Source organism: Pseudophaeobacter flagellatus, assembly GCF_021228235.1.
Classification (GTDB): Bacteria; Pseudomonadota; Alphaproteobacteria; order Rhodobacterales; family Rhodobacteraceae; genus Pseudophaeobacter; species Pseudophaeobacter flagellatus.
Genome location: NZ_JAJQRG010000009.1, coordinates 161,568 through 176,683 on the forward strand (window position 1 = coordinate 161,568; position 15,116 = coordinate 176,683).

18 protein-coding genes are annotated in these 15,116 nt (G+C 59.0%); 11 read left to right on the top strand and 7 right to left on the bottom strand.

Going from position 1 to position 15,116, the window contains the following annotated elements:
• Positions 1 to 254 precede the first annotated feature (254 nt).
• Entirely contained in the window at positions 255 to 626 is a 372-nt protein-coding gene (locus LRK71_RS16380) for a hypothetical protein (protein WP_232404990.1), read from the top strand.
• A gap of 100 nt (positions 627 to 726) precedes the next feature.
• On the opposite strand, the gene LRK71_RS16385 is transcribed toward LRK71_RS16380, so the two are convergent.
• Entirely contained in the window at positions 727 to 1,899 is a 1,173-nt protein-coding gene (locus LRK71_RS16385) for a MalY/PatB family protein (protein ID WP_232404991.1), read from the bottom strand.
• A 170-nt stretch (positions 1,900 to 2,069) separates the two neighbouring features.
• Between LRK71_RS16385 and def (LRK71_RS16390) the strand changes: the two genes are divergently transcribed.
• Genes def (LRK71_RS16390) through LRK71_RS16415 form a run of 6 tightly spaced genes read left to right on the top strand, consistent with a single transcriptional unit; the run spans position 2,070 to position 5,032 of the window.
• Positions 2,070 to 2,588, top strand: a complete 519-nt coding sequence (gene def, locus LRK71_RS16390; protein ID WP_232404993.1) for a peptide deformylase — start codon at positions 2,070 to 2,072, stop codon at positions 2,586 to 2,588.
• Positions 2,589 to 2,593: 5 nt separating this feature from the next.
• A complete protein-coding gene (gene def / locus LRK71_RS16395) occupies positions 2,594 to 3,100 on the top strand; it encodes a peptide deformylase (protein WP_232404995.1) in 507 nt (168 codons plus the stop codon).
• Positions 3,097 to 3,594, top strand: a complete 498-nt coding sequence (gene def / locus LRK71_RS16400; protein WP_232404997.1) for a peptide deformylase — start codon at positions 3,097 to 3,099, stop codon at positions 3,592 to 3,594. Before def (LRK71_RS16395) ends, def (LRK71_RS16400) begins: the two co-directional genes overlap by 4 nt.
• 18 nt (positions 3,595 to 3,612) lie before the next feature.
• Positions 3,613 to 4,533: a methionyl-tRNA formyltransferase gene (fmt, locus tag LRK71_RS16405; RefSeq protein ID WP_232404999.1), complete on the top strand. Its 921-nt coding sequence runs from the start codon at positions 3,613 to 3,615 to the stop codon at positions 4,531 to 4,533.
• 13 nt (positions 4,534 to 4,546) lie between these two features.
• Entirely contained in the window at positions 4,547 to 4,783 is a 237-nt protein-coding gene (locus tag LRK71_RS16410) for a hypothetical protein (protein ID WP_232405008.1), read from the top strand.
• A gap of 12 nt (positions 4,784 to 4,795) precedes the next feature.
• Positions 4,796 to 5,032, top strand: a complete 237-nt coding sequence (locus LRK71_RS16415; RefSeq protein WP_232405010.1) for a GlsB/YeaQ/YmgE family stress response membrane protein — start codon at positions 4,796 to 4,798, stop codon at positions 5,030 to 5,032.
• A gap of 24 nt (positions 5,033 to 5,056) precedes the next feature.
• Here the strand turns inward: LRK71_RS16415 and LRK71_RS16420 are convergent, their stop codons facing one another.
• The 5 genes from LRK71_RS16420 to ispH form a co-directional block, all read right to left on the bottom strand.
• Positions 5,057 to 5,680 carry a trimeric intracellular cation channel family protein gene (locus LRK71_RS16420; RefSeq protein WP_232405011.1) on the bottom strand — a complete coding sequence of 208 codons (624 nt, stop codon included), beginning with the start codon at positions 5,678 to 5,680 and terminating at the stop codon, positions 5,057 to 5,059.
• Positions 5,681 to 5,711: 31 nt separating this feature from the next.
• The gene (gene rnhA / locus LRK71_RS16425; RefSeq protein WP_232405018.1) at positions 5,712 to 6,179 is read right to left on the bottom strand and encodes a ribonuclease HI; all 468 of its coding nucleotides are present in this window, start codon (positions 6,177 to 6,179) and stop codon (positions 5,712 to 5,714) included.
• Positions 6,172 to 6,765: a class I SAM-dependent DNA methyltransferase gene (locus tag LRK71_RS16430; RefSeq protein ID WP_232405019.1), complete on the bottom strand. Its 594-nt coding sequence runs from the start codon at positions 6,763 to 6,765 to the stop codon at positions 6,172 to 6,174. Before LRK71_RS16430 ends, rnhA begins: the two co-directional genes overlap by 8 nt.
• A gap of 10 nt (positions 6,766 to 6,775) precedes the next feature.
• Complete coding sequence (locus LRK71_RS16435; protein ID WP_232405020.1) at positions 6,776 to 7,390, bottom strand: LysE family translocator; 615 nt, start codon at positions 7,388 to 7,390, stop codon at positions 6,776 to 6,778.
• A 166-nt stretch (positions 7,391 to 7,556) separates the two neighbouring features.
• The gene (ispH, locus tag LRK71_RS16440; protein WP_232405021.1) at positions 7,557 to 8,531 is read right to left on the bottom strand and encodes a 4-hydroxy-3-methylbut-2-enyl diphosphate reductase; all 975 of its coding nucleotides are present in this window, start codon (positions 8,529 to 8,531) and stop codon (positions 7,557 to 7,559) included.
• 231 nt (positions 8,532 to 8,762) lie between these two features.
• Here ispH and LRK71_RS16445 point away from each other — a divergent pair, with 231 nt between their 5' ends.
• Positions 8,763 to 11,000, top strand: a complete 2,238-nt coding sequence (locus LRK71_RS16445; protein WP_232405022.1) for an ATP-binding protein — start codon at positions 8,763 to 8,765, stop codon at positions 10,998 to 11,000.
• A 219-nt stretch (positions 11,001 to 11,219) separates the two neighbouring features.
• Here LRK71_RS16445 and LRK71_RS16450 read toward each other — a convergent pair whose 3' ends face one another.
• Positions 11,220 to 11,795 carry a LabA-like NYN domain-containing protein gene (locus tag LRK71_RS16450; protein WP_232405023.1) on the bottom strand — a complete coding sequence of 192 codons (576 nt, stop codon included), beginning with the start codon at positions 11,793 to 11,795 and terminating at the stop codon, positions 11,220 to 11,222.
• 136 nt (positions 11,796 to 11,931) lie between these two features.
• Between LRK71_RS16450 and folK the strand changes: the two genes are divergently transcribed.
• From folK to LRK71_RS16465, 3 genes are all read left to right on the top strand, one after another.
• The gene (gene folK / locus LRK71_RS16455) at positions 11,932 to 12,501 is read left to right on the top strand and encodes a 2-amino-4-hydroxy-6-hydroxymethyldihydropteridine diphosphokinase (RefSeq protein WP_232405024.1); all 570 of its coding nucleotides are present in this window, start codon (positions 11,932 to 11,934) and stop codon (positions 12,499 to 12,501) included.
• Positions 12,502 to 12,573: 72 nt separating this feature from the next.
• Positions 12,574 to 12,927, top strand: a complete 354-nt coding sequence (gene rpoZ / locus LRK71_RS16460) for a DNA-directed RNA polymerase subunit omega (RefSeq protein ID WP_232405025.1) — start codon at positions 12,574 to 12,576, stop codon at positions 12,925 to 12,927.
• A 35-nt stretch (positions 12,928 to 12,962) separates the two neighbouring features.
• A complete protein-coding gene (locus tag LRK71_RS16465; protein ID WP_232405026.1) occupies positions 12,963 to 15,095 on the top strand; it encodes a RelA/SpoT family protein in 2,133 nt (710 codons plus the stop codon).
• Positions 15,096 to 15,116: the final 21 nt, after the last annotated feature.

Below are 15,116 nucleotides of genomic sequence, written 5' to 3' on the forward strand. Positions count from 1 at the left end.
ACTGTGGGCGGGCCCGTCGGTGCATCGTCGTTGTCATCACAGATAGGCGCAGCTGGTGCTCAGGCCTAGGCTTGTGGTCGCGCAGGGGCTCTGCATCGGCGCACATCACACCTGGGTGTTGCACGCAGGTGGTGCGGTTGTCTCAAAATGTTCACTTGATTTTATCCATTTTCAAGTCACCTTCAGAGGGGAAAGACACAGCCGACCCGACGCGATTCTCCATCGCTCGATCACTTGCAAAAAGGGCCACTGCCATGACCACCTATGTGCCAAAAGCTGTACAAGAGGCGCTGGATGCTGCGCGCGTTTCGGGCCTGAAAAGGAAAAGCCGCCTGCGGGTGGCTGTCGATGGTGGCTATTTCCCGGTGCTGCGCACCTGGAAGACTGGCTTTTCTGTCGAAGAGGCATTTGTGCCGCAGCTGCGCGGGCTGGTCGATATTTACGATGGGGCGCGCCATGTATCGCAGTGCCTGATCGTTGCCTCCGAGGCCGAGGGCGGTGAAATGCGCTATGAGTTCAAGCGTGCGACCGCAGCGGCGGCCAGCGCCCCGCTTGATTTCTACCGCGCCCCGGATGCGCCGGTAGGTCTGCTGGGCAATGAGGGCGCCGAAAGCCGTCTCGGGTAACGACAGCGCGTTAATCTGTGTTGCACAGGCCTAGGCCAGAATGAAAAAGACCCGCAGTCTGATGGCTGCGGGTCTTTTGTTTGGCAGGGCTTTGTATGTTTTACTGCAGATCTGAAAAGGCCCGGGCCAGACGTTCGCCTGCCTCGATCACGCGGCTGCGCTGGGTGCCCATGTTGAAGCGCAGGAAGGTCTCGCCGCCGGTGCCAAAGGTGGTGCCATGGTTGGCAGCAATGCCGGCACCCTGTTCAACCCGTTTGGTGAATTCTTCCCGGCTCATCCCGGTGCCGGAAAAATCAACCCAGGATAGATAGGTCGCCTGCAGCTTCATCGCGCTGAGGCCGGGGATTTCCGCGATAGCGGCATCAAAGACCTGACGGTTGCCATCGATATAGGCGACCAGCTCATCCGCCCATTTGGCACCTTCGGGCGAATAGACCGCTGTGGTGGCCAGCTGTCCGGCTGAATTTGGCGCCAGAGCCAGCGCCAGCATGCGGCGCTGAAACGTTTCCCGCAGATCGGGGTCGGGGATGATCACCTGCCCGGTGTGCAGCCCGGCAAAGTTAAAGGTCTTGGACGGTGCGGTCAGCATCAGCAAGCGGTCGGTGATCTCGGGGACCGCGTTCTGCATCGGGATATGCGTTGCGCCATCAAACACCAGATCATGGTGGATTTCATCCGACAGCAGGATCAGGTCATGGCGTTTGGCAAAATCCGCCACTGCCTGCAACTCTTCCTGGGTCCAGACGCGGCCACCGGGGTTATGCGGCGAACAGAGGATGACCATCTTTTCCTTGCCGGTCATCTGGGCGTCATAGGCTGCCATATCCATTTCATAGCGGCCGTTATTATTGATCATCTGGCATTCGACCACTTCGCGGTCGGCATTGTTAATGACCTTGGCAAAGGCGTGATAGACAGGCGTAAACAGAACGATGCCGTCGCCGGGCCGGGTAAAGGCATCCAGACACATACCAACGCCGTTCACCAGGCCTGTGGTGGTAAAGATCGCCTCTGGCGCGACCGTCCAGCCATGACGATTTTGCATCCACCAGCGGATCGCATCCTTGTAGGGGGTGTCACAGTTGACATAGCCATAGATCCCGTGATCGGCCATTTCGCGCATTTTGTCTGTGACCATGGGTGGCACTGCAAAATCCATATCCGCGACCCACATCGCCAGCCCATCATCAGGAGAGACGCCATAGAGGCTCTCCATATAGTCCCATTTGGCGCAGTAGGTGCCGCGACGGTCAATGATGCTGTCAAAATCCATGAGATCCTCCGGTTGTTTCCAGCGAAGCTAGCGGCAAACGCGCCGTGTGCAAGCGGATCTGTGCCTTCGGCCCGCGATGGCGTGGCGCGTGCGGTACTTTTTGGGCGGCGGGCAGGGATCTGCGGTGCCTAACCGTTGCAGTGATAGGGGCAATGGCCTAAATCACCCCTATGAAACACTCGATCCTGATCCATCCCGATCCCCGTTTGAAAAAGGTCTGCGCCCCGGTGCCGGATCTGTCGGATAAACTGCGCCTGCTGGCCGATGACATGCTGAAAACCATGTATGCAGCCCCCGGCATTGGCCTGGCTGCGCCGCAGATCGGGATTCTGGATCGCCTGATCGTGCTGGATTGCGAAAAGGCAGAGGGTGTCGCGGCCAAGCCTCTGGTGATGTTCAACCCGGAAGTCATCGCCGCCTCGGACGAGACAAACGTCTATGAGGAAGGCTGCCTGTCGATCCCCGATCAATATGCCGAAGTGACCCGCCCCAAAGAGGTTGAGGTGCAGTGGCTGGACCGGAACGGCAAGCTGCAGCGCGAGACCTTTGATGGGCTTTGGGCCACCTGTGTCCAGCATGAAATCGACCATCTGCAAGGCAAGCTGTTCATCGACTACCTGAAGCCGCTGAAACGGCAGATGATCACGCGCAAGATGCAAAAGCTGAAACGCGAAATGGCGCGAGGCTGACGGGGATGGCGCTCTTGCCGATCGTTCAGTGGCCCGATCCCGGCCTGTCTACCCGCTGCGCCCCGGTGGGCGATGAGGATCTGACAGCGCTGATCGCGGATATGTTTGACACTATGTATCACGCGCCGGGGCGCGGCCTGGCTGCGCCGCAGGTCGGGGTGTTGAAACGGTTGTTCGTGATGGATGTCAGCTGGAAAGAGGGCGAGGCGACGCCGCTGGTGATGATCAATCCCGAAATTCTGTCTTTCGGCGAGGCCCAGCAGCCCGGCGACGAAGGCTGCCTGTCCATACCAGGCCTGCTTGTGGCGGTGCAGCGCCCCACCACTGTGACACTGCGCTGGCAGGACGCTGGGCGCGCCTGGCAGCAGGGCCGCTTTGATGGCTTTGCCGCCCGCTGCATTCAGCATGAATATGACCACCTTGATGGGCTTGTCACTTTTGACCGGCTGGCCCCTGCGACCCGCGCCGAGGCCGAAGACACCTATCGCCGCACTCTGGAGAACTCTGCATGACTGCACGTATCTGCCTGCCCTGGCCCGACAAACGCTTGCGGACTGCGGCGGCCCCGGTGGATGAAATCACCGATGAAATCCGCCAGATCTGGCAGGATATGATCGACACGATGGAGGCGATGCCCGGCGTTGGCCTTGGTGCCAATCAGATCGGGGTGATGCTGCGTCTTGCGGTGGTGGATGGCTCCAAGGAACGTGGCCGCGCTGTGCGTATGGCCAACCCCGAGGTGCTGCATGCTTCTACCCAGTTGCGCGAGCACGAAGAAGCCAGTCCCAATCTGCCTGGTGTCTCGGCCAAGATCAAACGCCCGCGTGCCGTCACCGTGCGCTACATGGATGAAACCGGCGCGATGACGGAACGCGATTTTGTTGGCATCGAGGCCACCAGCGTACAGCATCAGATCGACCACTTGAACGGCAAGCTGTATTTTGATCACCTCAGCAAGGTGAAGCGTGACATGCTGATAAAGAAATCCAAGAAATTGAACGGCTAAAGGCCAGGGAGCAGCACCATGCGCATCATCTTTATGGGAACGCCGGATTTCTCGGTGCCGGTATTGGACGCGCTGGTTGCAGCGGGACATGACATCGCCGCCGTCTATTGCCAGCCCCCGCGCCCGGCAGGGCGCGGCAAGAAGGATCGGCCTACCCCGGTGCATGCCCGCGCGCTTGAACTGGGCTTTGAGGTGCGCCATCCGGTATCGCTGAAGGGCGCGGCCGAACAAGAGGCCTTTGCGGCCTTGCAGGCGGATGTTGCGGTGGTTGTGGCCTACGGGCTGATCCTGCCGCAGGCGGTGTTGGATGCGCCGAAACGCGGTTGCCTGAATATTCATGCCAGCCTGTTGCCGCGGTGGCGCGGCGCAGCCCCCATTCACCGCGCGATCATGGCAGGGGATGAGGAAACCGGCGTCTGCATCATGCAGATGGAGGCAGGTCTGGATACCGGCCCGGTGCTGCTGCGCGAAGGCACCCCTATTGGTGCAGAAGAGACCACCAGCCAGCTGCATGATCGCCTGTCGGATATGGGGGCCTCGCTGATTGTCACCGCGCTTGGCCATCTTGATGGGCTGTCGCCGCAGGTGCAATCCGATGAGGGCGTGACCTATGCTGCCAAGATCGACAAGGCTGAGGCGCAGATCGACTGGACCCAGCCCGCCGAGGAAGTCGACCGCAAGATCCGCGGGCTGTCACCCTTTCCCGGTGCCTGGGTGGAAATTGACGGTCAGCGGGTCAAGCTGCTGGCCTCGCGTTTGGCGACCGGAACTGGCCAGCCGGGGCAGGTGCTGGATGGCGATAGCCTGACCATTGCCTGTGGCACGGGCGATGGTGCTGGCGCGATTGAGCTTTTGCGGTTGCAACGGGCTGGCAAAGGCGCGCAGGATCGCGAAATATTTGTGCTGGGCTTTCCGCTGGAAAATGGTCGTCAGCTGTAAGGAGAGCGCGGCGATGTTTTTAGCCCTGATGGGAACCATGGTGATCGCCGGGATCACCGGCTATATTGCCGAAAAAACCGGCTTTACCCAGAATGGCTATCTGGCGTCGATCATCATCTGTATCGGCGGTGCCTTTCTGTTTTATTTTGTGCGGATCATGTTCGGCCTTGGCTTTGCATCGCCGGGGGTGAACGCCATCTTGTCCTCTATCGGTGCGCTGATCATAGTGCCGTTCCACTGGCGTCGCTGAGGGAGAGCTTTCATGGGTATTATCTTTCTGATCATCATCGGCGCTGCGGCAGGCTTTCTGGCAACACGGATCATGGGGCTTGAGATGGATATCATCACCACTGTGGTGATTGGCATCGCGGGCGCACTGATTGGGGGGCTTGTTTTACGGATGCTGCTGGCGGTGATGGGGATGATGGCCGGGCTGGTGGGCGCGGTTCTGGGGGCGCTGGTGCTGATCTGGCTTTGGCAGCTCTATCTCAAACGCTAGCGGCACTGGCCCAACTGGACTGACCTAGCTGCGCGGTGGGCGGCTTTTGTAGACAGGCAGATGCCAGCCAAAAGCGATAGAGCCCGCCCGCAATCCCCAGCACACGCCTGCACAGAGAATAAGCGCCAGCCCCGACGTGACGCCAAGTGAGATTGCGGCAACGGCGACAATGGCGCCGATCATGGCGCAGCTAATGTATAGCTCGCCCTGTTTCAGCACCAGGGGGACCTCTCCCACCACCACATCGCGCATCAAACCGCCAAGGCTTCCGGTGGCCATGCCCATCAAGACGACGATGACGGCGGGTTTGTCCATCGACAGGGCCGCGCCGGTGCCGGCAGAAACCGCGATAGCAAGGGCAAAACTGTCCAGCCAGATCACCCAGCGCATCCGGCTTTCGACAAGATGGGCGGTGAAGAACACCACCACCGCCGCACCGGATGCCAGCAGGATGAAATTGGGATCATCGACCCAAAACACCTGCTCGCGGTTCAGTAAAAGATCCCGCAGGGTGCCGCCACCTACCGCCGTCAGGCAGGAAATGAAGGCAAAGCCGACGATATCCAGCTGCGCCCGGCTGGCCACCAGCGCCCCGGTCAGGGCAAAGACCAGAACCGAGGCATAGTCCAACAGGGTGACCAGGGTCATGGCTGTCTCTCCGTGATCCCTGGCGCGTCAGTCATGCTTTGGATCTGCTCTTTTTGAAGGGTGCCATGCCGGCGCGGGCCAGCTCATCCGCGCGTTCGTTTTCGGGGTGGCCTGCGTGGCCCTTGACCCATTCCCAGGTGACCTGGTGGCGGTTTTGGGCGGCATCAAGGCGTTGCCAAAGCTCGACGTTTTTCACCGGCTTTTTGGCGGCGTTCTTCCAGCCGTTTTTCTTCCAGCCGAAAATCCAGCCGGTGATGCCGTTTTTCACATAGTTGCTGTCGGTCACCACGGTCAGCGTCGAGGGTCGGTCCAGGCTTTCCAGGGCATTGATCGCCGCCAAAAGCTCCATCCGGTTGTTGGTGGTATTGGCCTCGCCGCCCTTCAGTTCTTTTTCTTTGACTACGGTATCGCCATCCATGGCCCGCAATAGCGCGCCCCAGCCGCCGGGGCCAGGATTGCCGGAACAGGCACCATCGGTATAGGCATAGAGATCAGCCATGGGTAGCCACCGAAATCCAGCGGGCCATCTTGCCGTCCAGGCCTTTGCCCTTGCCATAAGAACAATCCAGCACGGTAAACCCGGCAGTCTTGAGCAGATTTTTCAATTCATCTTCCTCGTAGTAGGTATAAAGCCGCCCTAGGGTGTCGCGGGCCTCGCCCTTACCCAGCTTCAGCGCGATATAAAAGGCACCTTTGGGTTTGAGGCTGCGTTTTATCGCCGCCAGATGCAGTGGCAGGTCCTGGCGGGGGGCGTGCAACAGGCTGAAGTTGGCCCAGACCCCATCATAGATGGCGTCTTGTGCGAGGTCGCAAAACGTTGCCTGCCAAGCGGTGACACCGTCTTGGGCATTGGTCAGCGCAACCATTTCGCCCGAGGCATCCATGGCATCGGCCTGCAATCCCGCCTTGGCCATCACCTGGGCCGAGGTGCCGGGGCCGCAGCCAAGATCCAGCACGCGCCCACCTGCGGGGCAGGCAGCAATGAAGCTTTGCAGGCGCGGGTCCTGTAACAGGTGATCGCGATTCCTGGCGGCATAATCCGCTGCGCGGGTGTCATATACCTGCAGGGTTTCGGGATCGCTCATCATCGGGCCTCTAGGCGCGTTCCAGGGCTAGGCGGGCGGCAAGACCTGCAAAAATGGCGGCAAACCCCCGGTTGAGCCAGGTCACCACGGTTTCAGAGCCAAGCACAAATTGCCGTGCCTGGGCGGCAAAGACCCCATAGAGCACAAAGACCACAAAGGTGAGCGCCATGAAGATCGCGCCCATCGCGCCCATTTCAAGTGTTGCGGATGCGGGATCTCCCGTCAGAAACGGCGGCAAGAGCGCCAGAAAGAAGATCGACAATTTGGGGTTGAGGATATTGATCAGGGCGCCGCGTTGGGCAATGCGCAGGCGTGCTTGCGGCTTTGCCTCCGAGGTGATGCTGAGCGCTCCGCCCGCGCGCAGTGCCTGCCAGGCCAGATAAAGCAAGTATAGCACCCCGAGGGTTTTGACGATCTGAAACAAGACAGCCGAGCTGTGCAGTACCGCAGCCAGTCCCAGCGTCGCAGCGATGAGATGGGGCAGGATACCAAGGGTGCAGCCCAGAGCGGCCCAGATTGCGGCGCGCGCCCCTTGGCCAAGCCCTAGTGCAAGCGTGTAGAGAACACCGGTGCCGGGGGCCAGAACAACCACAAGGGCGGTCATCAGAAACTGTGTCGAAATCATCAGGGTATCCCTTTTTGATGCGCGTTTGGCCAATAGGGCGTTGGCCGTAGCCTAGGTGCAAGCGGCGCAGCCGTAAACAGGCGGCGGTGCCAAAGCTTTCACGATCCTGCTGGCTTGCAGCAAGGCCAGGGGAGCATGCAGACAGACAGGCACGGCGCTGTGCGGGTTACGCAGGGGGGGCGGTCGATGTGTCTGCTGATTGACGCAGCACCCGAGGCACCTTGAATTCAACGCGTTCAACCGCAGTTTCAACCACCTCGACCGAGACATCAAATCGGACGCGAAAGGCGTCGATCACTTCATTCACCAGCAGCTCTGGCGCCGATGCTCCGGCGGTGATGGCCACGCTTGAGATCCCCTCTAGGGCGCGCCAGTCGATGTTTTCAGCCCGCTGCACCAGTTGAGTATACTGGCAGCCCGCCTTGGCGCCAACCTCGACCAAACGCCGCGAGTTGGACGAATTGGGCGCGCCGACAACCAGCATGGCGTCGGATTTGGGCGCTACGGCCTTCACCGCCTCTTGCCGATTGGTGGTGGCGTAGCAGATATCTTCCTTGTGGGGGCCGATAATGGCCGGAAAGCGCGCTTCGAGGGCGGCAACGATGCCCTTGGTGTCATCGACCGAGAGGGTGGTCTGGGTCACGTAGGCCAGACGCTGCGGATCGCGGACCTCGACCTGGGCGACGTCTTCGGGGGTTTCCACCAAAAGCACCTCGCCCGCAGGCAGCTGGCCCATGGTGCCGATGGTTTCAGGGTGGCCCTTGTGGCCGATCATGATCATCTGCAGCCCCTGTTCTGCATGGCGCTGGGCTTCGATATGCACCTTGCTGACTAGCGGGCAGGTGGCATCGACATAGACCATCTGGCGCGCTTCGGCGGCGGCGGGCACCGATTTGGGCACCCCGTGGGCAGAAAAGATGACTGGCCGGTCTTCGGGGCATTCTTCCAGCTCTTCGACAAAGACCGCACCCTTGGCCCGCAGCCCATCGACGACAAATTTATTATGTACGATCTCGTGGCGCACATAGACCGGAGCGCCCCATTTTTCGAGCGCCAGTTCCACAATCTTGATGGCGCGGTCCACACCGGCGCAGAAACCGCGCGGCGCAGCAAGATAGAGAGTGAGGGCAGGTTTGGTCATCGGCGTCTCCTTGTGGGCAGAGGTAAGGCTTTGCCGCCGCAAGGTCCAGTCTTGTGGCGGCAGTTTAATGCGCGGGTCTGGCGGGGCTCAGGCGCTGGGCCAAGTTGGGATGCCGCTATTTATCAGAAGAAAAGGGATATCTTAACGGCTCTGGTTCAGGGTCGGTTAACGGCCGATTCTGGTCTGCATTAGGTCTGGGCCTGACTTGGGAATTGGTTGAGAGTAGATCGTATGGTTGACGAGATGTTAGGAAGCTGTGTGCCGGAAGAGTTGAACCAGGTCGGCAGAGGTACCAGTACCGGCAAGCAGAAATTTATGGACCGTCAGTATCAGGTCACCATGGAGCGCCGGTTTCGCACGGTGCGGATAACCTGCAGAGCGGTTATCGCGCTCGCCATCGCCTGGATCACTGTCGGGTTTTACTTGGGTGCGCCTATCGTGGTGCTCAACGCGGTGGTGGCCTTCACCGGCTGCATTGTCGCGCTGGTTCTGCTCCAGACCCGCTATACTCTGCTGGCGCGTGTGCTGTGGTATCTGATTAGCCTCGTGGCGGTGATGGGAGCGGTGTTTTCCATGCCAGAGAACAGCAATGCAGAGTTCTTTTTTGCCGTTCTATTGGGCGGGCCTTTCATGACCTTTTCCATGCGGCGCGAAAAAACGGCGATCTATCTGTTGCTGGCAAGCGCCCTGTCCTGCTGGATTCTGAGCCGCTATCTGGGGTATGATTATTTCGGCCCGCCGGTGCTGAATGATGAGGCATACGCACCCTATCTGTCGGGGGGGATTCTGGTCACGATTTTCACCATCTTCATCGTTGAAATGATGGCCTTCGGGCGAATGGCTGAAAGCTATAGCGACGATCTGCTCGAAGCGCATCAGGAGGAAGCCAAGGCGAACCAGGCCAAGAGCGACTTCTTGGCCGCGATGAGCCATGAAATCCGCACCCCGATGAACGGGGTCCTCGGCATGGTAGAGGTGCTGGGGCGCACCGAGCTATCGCTGGAGCAGCGGCGCATTTTGAATACCATCCAGGATTCTTCGACCTCCTTGTTGTGGATAATCGACGATATTCTAGATGTGTCCCGGATAGAGGCCGGCAAGATGGAGCTGTTTGAGGCGCCGATGCGCCTGTTGCCGCTAATCGAAGGGGCGACGGCCACCCTGCGCCCGCATGCAAGCCAGATGCAGGTGGCCCTGTCGCTCTCTGTTCAGGCGGATTTGCCGGATACGCTGACGGGGGATGCCGGGCGGCTGCGTCAGATCCTGCTCAACCTGCTGGGCAATGCAATCAAGTTTTCCGAACCAATGGAAGGCGAGGATGAGGGCAGGGTTGGGCTGCGCGTTGAAATTCGCAAGCCGGGCTGGATAGATTTCCTGATCGAAGACAATGGTATCGGCATCGAGCCAGAGGTCCAAGAGGCGATCTTTGCGCCGTTTGAACGCTCTGCGATGATGCCCAAACGGATGATCAAGGGCAATGGCCTGGGGTTGACGATCGTACAGCAACTGGTGGCCAAGATGGGCGGCACGATTTCGGTTGATAGCAAGCTGGGAGAGGGAAGCCGCTTTACCGTGCGGCTGCCGGTGCAGGAGCCGTCGGGGCCGATCAAGGCGCCACGGTTGGCGGGCACCAAAGTCATTGCGATGATGCCGGTGGTGGGACAGGACTGTGGCTGGCCGGCCTATGTTCTGGCTGCGGATTGTGACTTGAAATGGGTGGCAAGCCGGGATGAATGGCTAGCGCAGGCGCGGCTGGTCGGCGGCGGGGCAATCTTTGTCTTGCCAGTCCCGCAAGATGGGGATCAGCAGGATGTCTGGTGTCGCACGCGCCTGCAAAAAGAGCTGCCGGATCTGAAGGTTCTGGAATTTAACGCCGGGGATGCGATGCTGCAGGAACGGATAAGCTCTCACTGGGTGGTTGTTCAATCCGAGCCCGTGCTTCCAAGTGACTTCTGGGAGGCACTGGAGGTGCTGGCAGGGCGGGGTCATCAGCAGACCGCGGCCAGGACCCAGGCGGCCCCCCCGTCTGCTACGCAGGACCTGCCAGGCGGGCGTATTTTGGTGGCAGAAGACAATGAAATCAACCGCGCAGTGATTGAGAGCCAACTGGCCCTACTGAACTGCGAGGTGACACTGACGCGCGATGGGGAAGAGTGCCTCTCGGCCTGGATCAGGGGACGGTATGATATGATTCTGGCGGATTGCCAGATGCCAGTTATGGACGGGTTCGAGCTGACCCGGGCCATTCGCAAGATCGAGGCAGAGCAGGGCCTGCGCCATACGCCTATCGTGGCGGTGACAGCGAATGCTCAGGAGTCCGAGATCGAGAAATGCCTGGCAGAAGGCATGGATGCCTTTGTGTCAAAGCCGATAACAATCGCCGGATTGGAGGCCGTGATCCGCCAGCAGCTCCCGACGCCGAATGTCAGCGATGAAACTCGGCGCTGGGCGATAGGCCACAGAGGCTAATCGTCTCTCTGGCATGATCTGGGTCTAAGCCGCGTCTCATCGGTGGCAGGGAGGTCCTGCCCCCTCAAAAGGCCCTCAACACGCCCGAAGGTGAGTGTGGCGGGTCGAGGACCTTTGGAAGATATAGCTTGAAGCGACACGTGGGCGGATACCGCGCCGCAGTATCACATTCCTCTTGAGCAGCTCTGGCACCCTGGTTTGCGGCACCAGAGAATTTGCCTAGGTGCTTGGTGCGGCAGCAACAGGCCGCGTATCAGCGGCATACTCTCGTGGCGGGCGACCGATGACATCTTTCAGCTCTTCCAGTTCGATGAAATTATCGGCCTGGCGGCGCAGTTCATCCGAGATCATCGGGGGCTGGCTGCGGATGGTCGAGACCACAGAGACCCGCACACCCTGACGCTGCAGGCTGGCGATCAGCGGGCGGAAATCCCCATCACCCGAAAACAGCACGATGTGATCCACGTGCGGTGCCAGTTCCATGGCATCCACGGCCAGCTCGATATCCATATTGCCTTTGACTTTGCGGCGGCCCATGCTGTCGGTGTATTCCTTGGCTGGCTTGGTCACCATGGTGAAGCCATTGTAATGCAGCCAATCAACAAGCGGACGGATGGGGGAATATTCATCATTTTCGAGAAGAGCCGTATAATAAAAGGCCCGCAGCATCTTTCCCCGGCGCATAAATTCCTGGCGCAAAAGCTTGTAGTCGATATCAAAACCCAACGCCTTGGCGGCAGCGTAGAGATTTGAACCGTCTATGAACAGCGCAAGCCGTTCGTCTTTGTAAAACATCCTAAAGTGTCCTTCTGGTAAATCCGTTTGCGCCAAATAGTCCGTGAGTGGATTTGATGCGGCGAAACAGGTGGACATATTGTAAGTACTTTGGCACCTGCTTCAAGTATACGGGGTTTCCTAAATGGGGTCAAAAGTGACCATTTTACGTCGAAAAGCGATCATTGCACTGGGTGGTAACTTGCCTTTGGGCGGAATGTTGCCGCGCGAAATACTATTGGCTGCAATTGAGGAAATTATTCCCTCTATGGGGGAAATATGTCAAGTTTCCCGGCTTTTTCAAACCCCTTGTTTTCCGGCTGGGGCGGGACCCGACTATGTGAACGCGGCGCTTGTACTGGATACGGATCTAAAACCTACATCTTTAATGCATCAATTACAGACGGTTGAGCAAAAATTTGCACGTCAGCGGGAACAGCGCTGGGGGATGCGGACCTTGGATCTGGATCTGATTGCCCACGGCGATTCTGTGCTGCCGAGCCCGTCCGAGTACCAGCATTGGCTTGATTTGCCGCTGGAATTACAGATGCGTCAGACGCCGCCTGAACTGATTCTCCCGCATCCCCGATTGCAGGACCGGGCCTTTGTTTTGGTGCCAATGTGTGACGTTTGCCCGGATTGGCGCCACCCTGTGCTGGGCAAAACAGCGTCAGAACTCTGTGCAGCGCTGCCAAAATCTGAACTAGAGGCGGTTCAGCCACTTTAGTCGCTTGTCAACAAAAAGATTAGGGCGTAAAAGTCGCTCTTCCGGACCCACACTGATTTTGGAGAGTCGCCTATGGCCCGCGTAACGGTTGAAGACTGCGTAGATAAAGTACCAAACCGCTTTGAGTTGGTCATGCTGGCGGCCCATCGCGCCCGTGAAATCGCCGCCGGAGCAGCGCTCACGGTTGAGCGTGATAATGACAAGAACCCGGTCGTGTCGCTGCGCGAAATCGCGGAAGAAACCCAGCGCGCCGATGATCTGCGCGAACGTCTGATTGAAAATAACCAAAATCAGATCGAAGTCGATGAGCCAGAAGAAGATTCAATGGCTCTGCTGATGGGTGCTGAAAGCGACAAGCCGGCCGATGACGATATGTCAGAAGAGAAACTTCTGCGTGCCCTTATGGAGGCCCAGGGGCAGGGCTGATATCGGCACTCCCGATCTGAGGCTGCGGACCGGATATGATTACTCCTGAAGACCTGATTGCCCTGGTCCGCAACTACAATCCCAAGACCAATGCAGATAAGATCGCAGAGGCCTTCGCCTATGGCGAAGAGATGCACCATGGGCAGTTTCGCCATTCTGGTGAACGCTATTTTTCCCATCCCGTAGCGGTTGCCGCCCTGTTGACCGAACAGCGCCTGGATGATGCCACCATCATCACCGCGCTGTTGCATGACACGATCGAAGACACCAAGGCTTCTTATGAAGAGGTGGCCGCGCGCTTTGGCGATGAGGTGGCGGAACTGGTCGATGGCGTCACCAAGCTTACCAATCTACAACTGTCCAGCCGCGAGACAAAACAGGCGGAAAATTTCCGCAAACTGTTTATGGCCATGTCCAAGGACCTGCGGGTCATTCTGGTCAAGCTGGCTGACCGGCTGCACAATATGCGCACCATCAAGGCGATGCGCCCGGAAAAGCAGGCGCAAAAAGCCCGCGAAACCATGGATATCTACGCGCCGCTTGCGGGCCGTATGGGCATGCAGTGGATGCGCGAAGAACTGGAAGACCTGGCCTTCAAGGTACTGAACCCAGAGGGCCGCCAGTCGATCATCCGCCGTTTTGTCACCCTGCAGCGTGAAACTGGCGATGTGATCCATCGGATCACTGGCGATATGCGCACCGAACTGGACAAGGCCGGGATTGAGGCCGAAGTCTTTGGCCGCGCCAAAAAACCCTATTCGATCTGGCGCAAGATGCAGGCCAAGGATCAGGGGTTTTCGCGGCTCTCTGATATCTACGGTTTTCGGGTAATTACCCAGTGTGAAGAAGATAGCTATCGCGCGCTTGGCTGTATCCATCAGCGCTGGCGGGCGGTGCCGGGACGGTTCAAGGACTATATCAGCCAGCCAAAATCCAATGGTTACCGCTCGATCCATACCACCGTATCCGGTCGCGATGGCAAGCGGGTCGAAGTGCAGATTCGCACCCGGCAGATGCATGATGTGGCGGAAACCGGGGTTGCGGCCCATTGGTCCTATCGTGATGGCGTGCGCTCGCAGAACCCCTTTGCGGTGGACCCGGCAAAATGGATTGCCTCGTTGACCGAACAGTTTGACGCCGAGGAAGACCACGATGAATTCCTCGAGGCGGTCAAGCTGGAGATGTATTCCGATCAGGTGTTCTGCTTTACCCCAAAGGGTGATGTGACCAAACTGCCCAAGGGGGCGACCCCGATTGATTTTGCCTATGCCATCCATACCCGCATCGGCCATGCCTGCGTTGGGGCCAAGATTGATGGCATCCGGGTGCCACTCTGGACGCGTATCCGCAATGGCCAATCGGTCGAGGTGATCACCGCCGAAGGTCAAAGCCCGCAGGTGAGCTGGCTGGAAATCGCCACCACTGGCAAGGCGCGCACCGCCATTCGCCGCGCCCTGCGCGAGGCCGATCGGGCGCGTTTTGTGAAACTCGGGCGCGAACTCGCGCGCTCTGCCTTTGAACATGTGGAACGCAAGGCCACCGACAAGGCGCTGGAAACAGCAGCGCGGGCGCTGCGGATCGATACGGTGAATGAGCTGCTGGCGCAGCTTGGGGCGGCAGAAATCACCACCCACGACGTGGTGCAGGCGGTCTATCCCGAACTTACCCTGCAAGAAGGCGAGGTGGTTTCCCCTCGGCGGGCGGTCATCGGCCTGGAGGCTGGGCAGAGCTTTGAACGCGCGCCCTGCTGTCAACCGCTACCCGGAGAGCGCATCATCGGTATCACCTACCGCGGCCGCGGGGTTGTGGTGCATGCGGCTGATTGCGATCGCCTGGTCTCCTTTGAGAGCCAGCCCGAACGCTGGATGGATGTGCATTGGCACAGTGGCACCCATGCAGCGGCCTATGGCGTCTCGCTGGAGCTGACCATTGGCAATGATGCCGGTGTCCTGGGACGAATTTGCACATTGATTGGGGAGAAAAAGGCCAATATTTCCAATCTTGAATTTTCAGATCGGAAACCAGACTTTTACCGACTGATGATAAATGTCGAGCTGAGGGATGTGGAACAGCTGCATTCTCTGATGCTGACATTGGAAGCCGAGAGTGATGTTGCCGAGGTTGCGCGCTTCCGGGAAAAACCGGAGACGCGCCAGATTTCGGGATAGGGTGCGGTCGAAACAAGGAAG

What these genes read in the sequence shown, in the direction of transcription:
- rpoZ (WP_232405025.1), top strand. Translation starts at nt 12,574, where the DNA reads ATGGCCCGCGTAACGGTTGAAGACTGCGTAGATAAAGTACCAAACCGC.
- rnhA (WP_232405018.1), bottom strand. Translation starts at nt 6,179, where the DNA reads ATGGCTGATCTCTATGCCTATACCGATGGTGCCTGTTCCGGCAATCCT.
- LRK71_RS16415 (WP_232405010.1), top strand. Translation starts at nt 4,796, where the DNA reads ATGGGTATTATCTTTCTGATCATCATCGGCGCTGCGGCAGGCTTTCTG.
- LRK71_RS16410 (WP_232405008.1), top strand. Translation starts at nt 4,547, where the DNA reads ATGTTTTTAGCCCTGATGGGAACCATGGTGATCGCCGGGATCACCGGC.
- def (WP_232404997.1), top strand. Translation starts at nt 3,097, where the DNA reads ATGACTGCACGTATCTGCCTGCCCTGGCCCGACAAACGCTTGCGGACT.
- LRK71_RS16445 (WP_232405022.1), top strand. Translation starts at nt 8,763, where the DNA reads ATGGTTGACGAGATGTTAGGAAGCTGTGTGCCGGAAGAGTTGAACCAG.
- ispH (WP_232405021.1), bottom strand. Translation starts at nt 8,531, where the DNA reads ATGACCAAACCTGCCCTCACTCTCTATCTTGCTGCGCCGCGCGGTTTC.
- def (WP_232404993.1), top strand. Translation starts at nt 2,070, where the DNA reads ATGAAACACTCGATCCTGATCCATCCCGATCCCCGTTTGAAAAAGGTC.
- LRK71_RS16435 (WP_232405020.1), bottom strand. Translation starts at nt 7,390, where the DNA reads ATGATTTCGACACAGTTTCTGATGACCGCCCTTGTGGTTGTTCTGGCC.
- LRK71_RS16465 (WP_232405026.1), top strand. Translation starts at nt 12,963, where the DNA reads ATGATTACTCCTGAAGACCTGATTGCCCTGGTCCGCAACTACAATCCC.
- def (WP_232404995.1), top strand. Translation starts at nt 2,594, where the DNA reads ATGGCGCTCTTGCCGATCGTTCAGTGGCCCGATCCCGGCCTGTCTACC.
- LRK71_RS16385 (WP_232404991.1), bottom strand. Translation starts at nt 1,899, where the DNA reads ATGGATTTTGACAGCATCATTGACCGTCGCGGCACCTACTGCGCCAAA.
- LRK71_RS16380 (WP_232404990.1), top strand. Translation starts at nt 255, where the DNA reads ATGACCACCTATGTGCCAAAAGCTGTACAAGAGGCGCTGGATGCTGCG.
- LRK71_RS16430 (WP_232405019.1), bottom strand. Translation starts at nt 6,765, where the DNA reads ATGAGCGATCCCGAAACCCTGCAGGTATATGACACCCGCGCAGCGGAT.
- LRK71_RS16450 (WP_232405023.1), bottom strand. Translation starts at nt 11,795, where the DNA reads ATGTTTTACAAAGACGAACGGCTTGCGCTGTTCATAGACGGTTCAAAT.
- fmt (WP_232404999.1), top strand. Translation starts at nt 3,613, where the DNA reads ATGCGCATCATCTTTATGGGAACGCCGGATTTCTCGGTGCCGGTATTG.
- LRK71_RS16420 (WP_232405011.1), bottom strand. Translation starts at nt 5,680, where the DNA reads ATGACCCTGGTCACCCTGTTGGACTATGCCTCGGTTCTGGTCTTTGCC.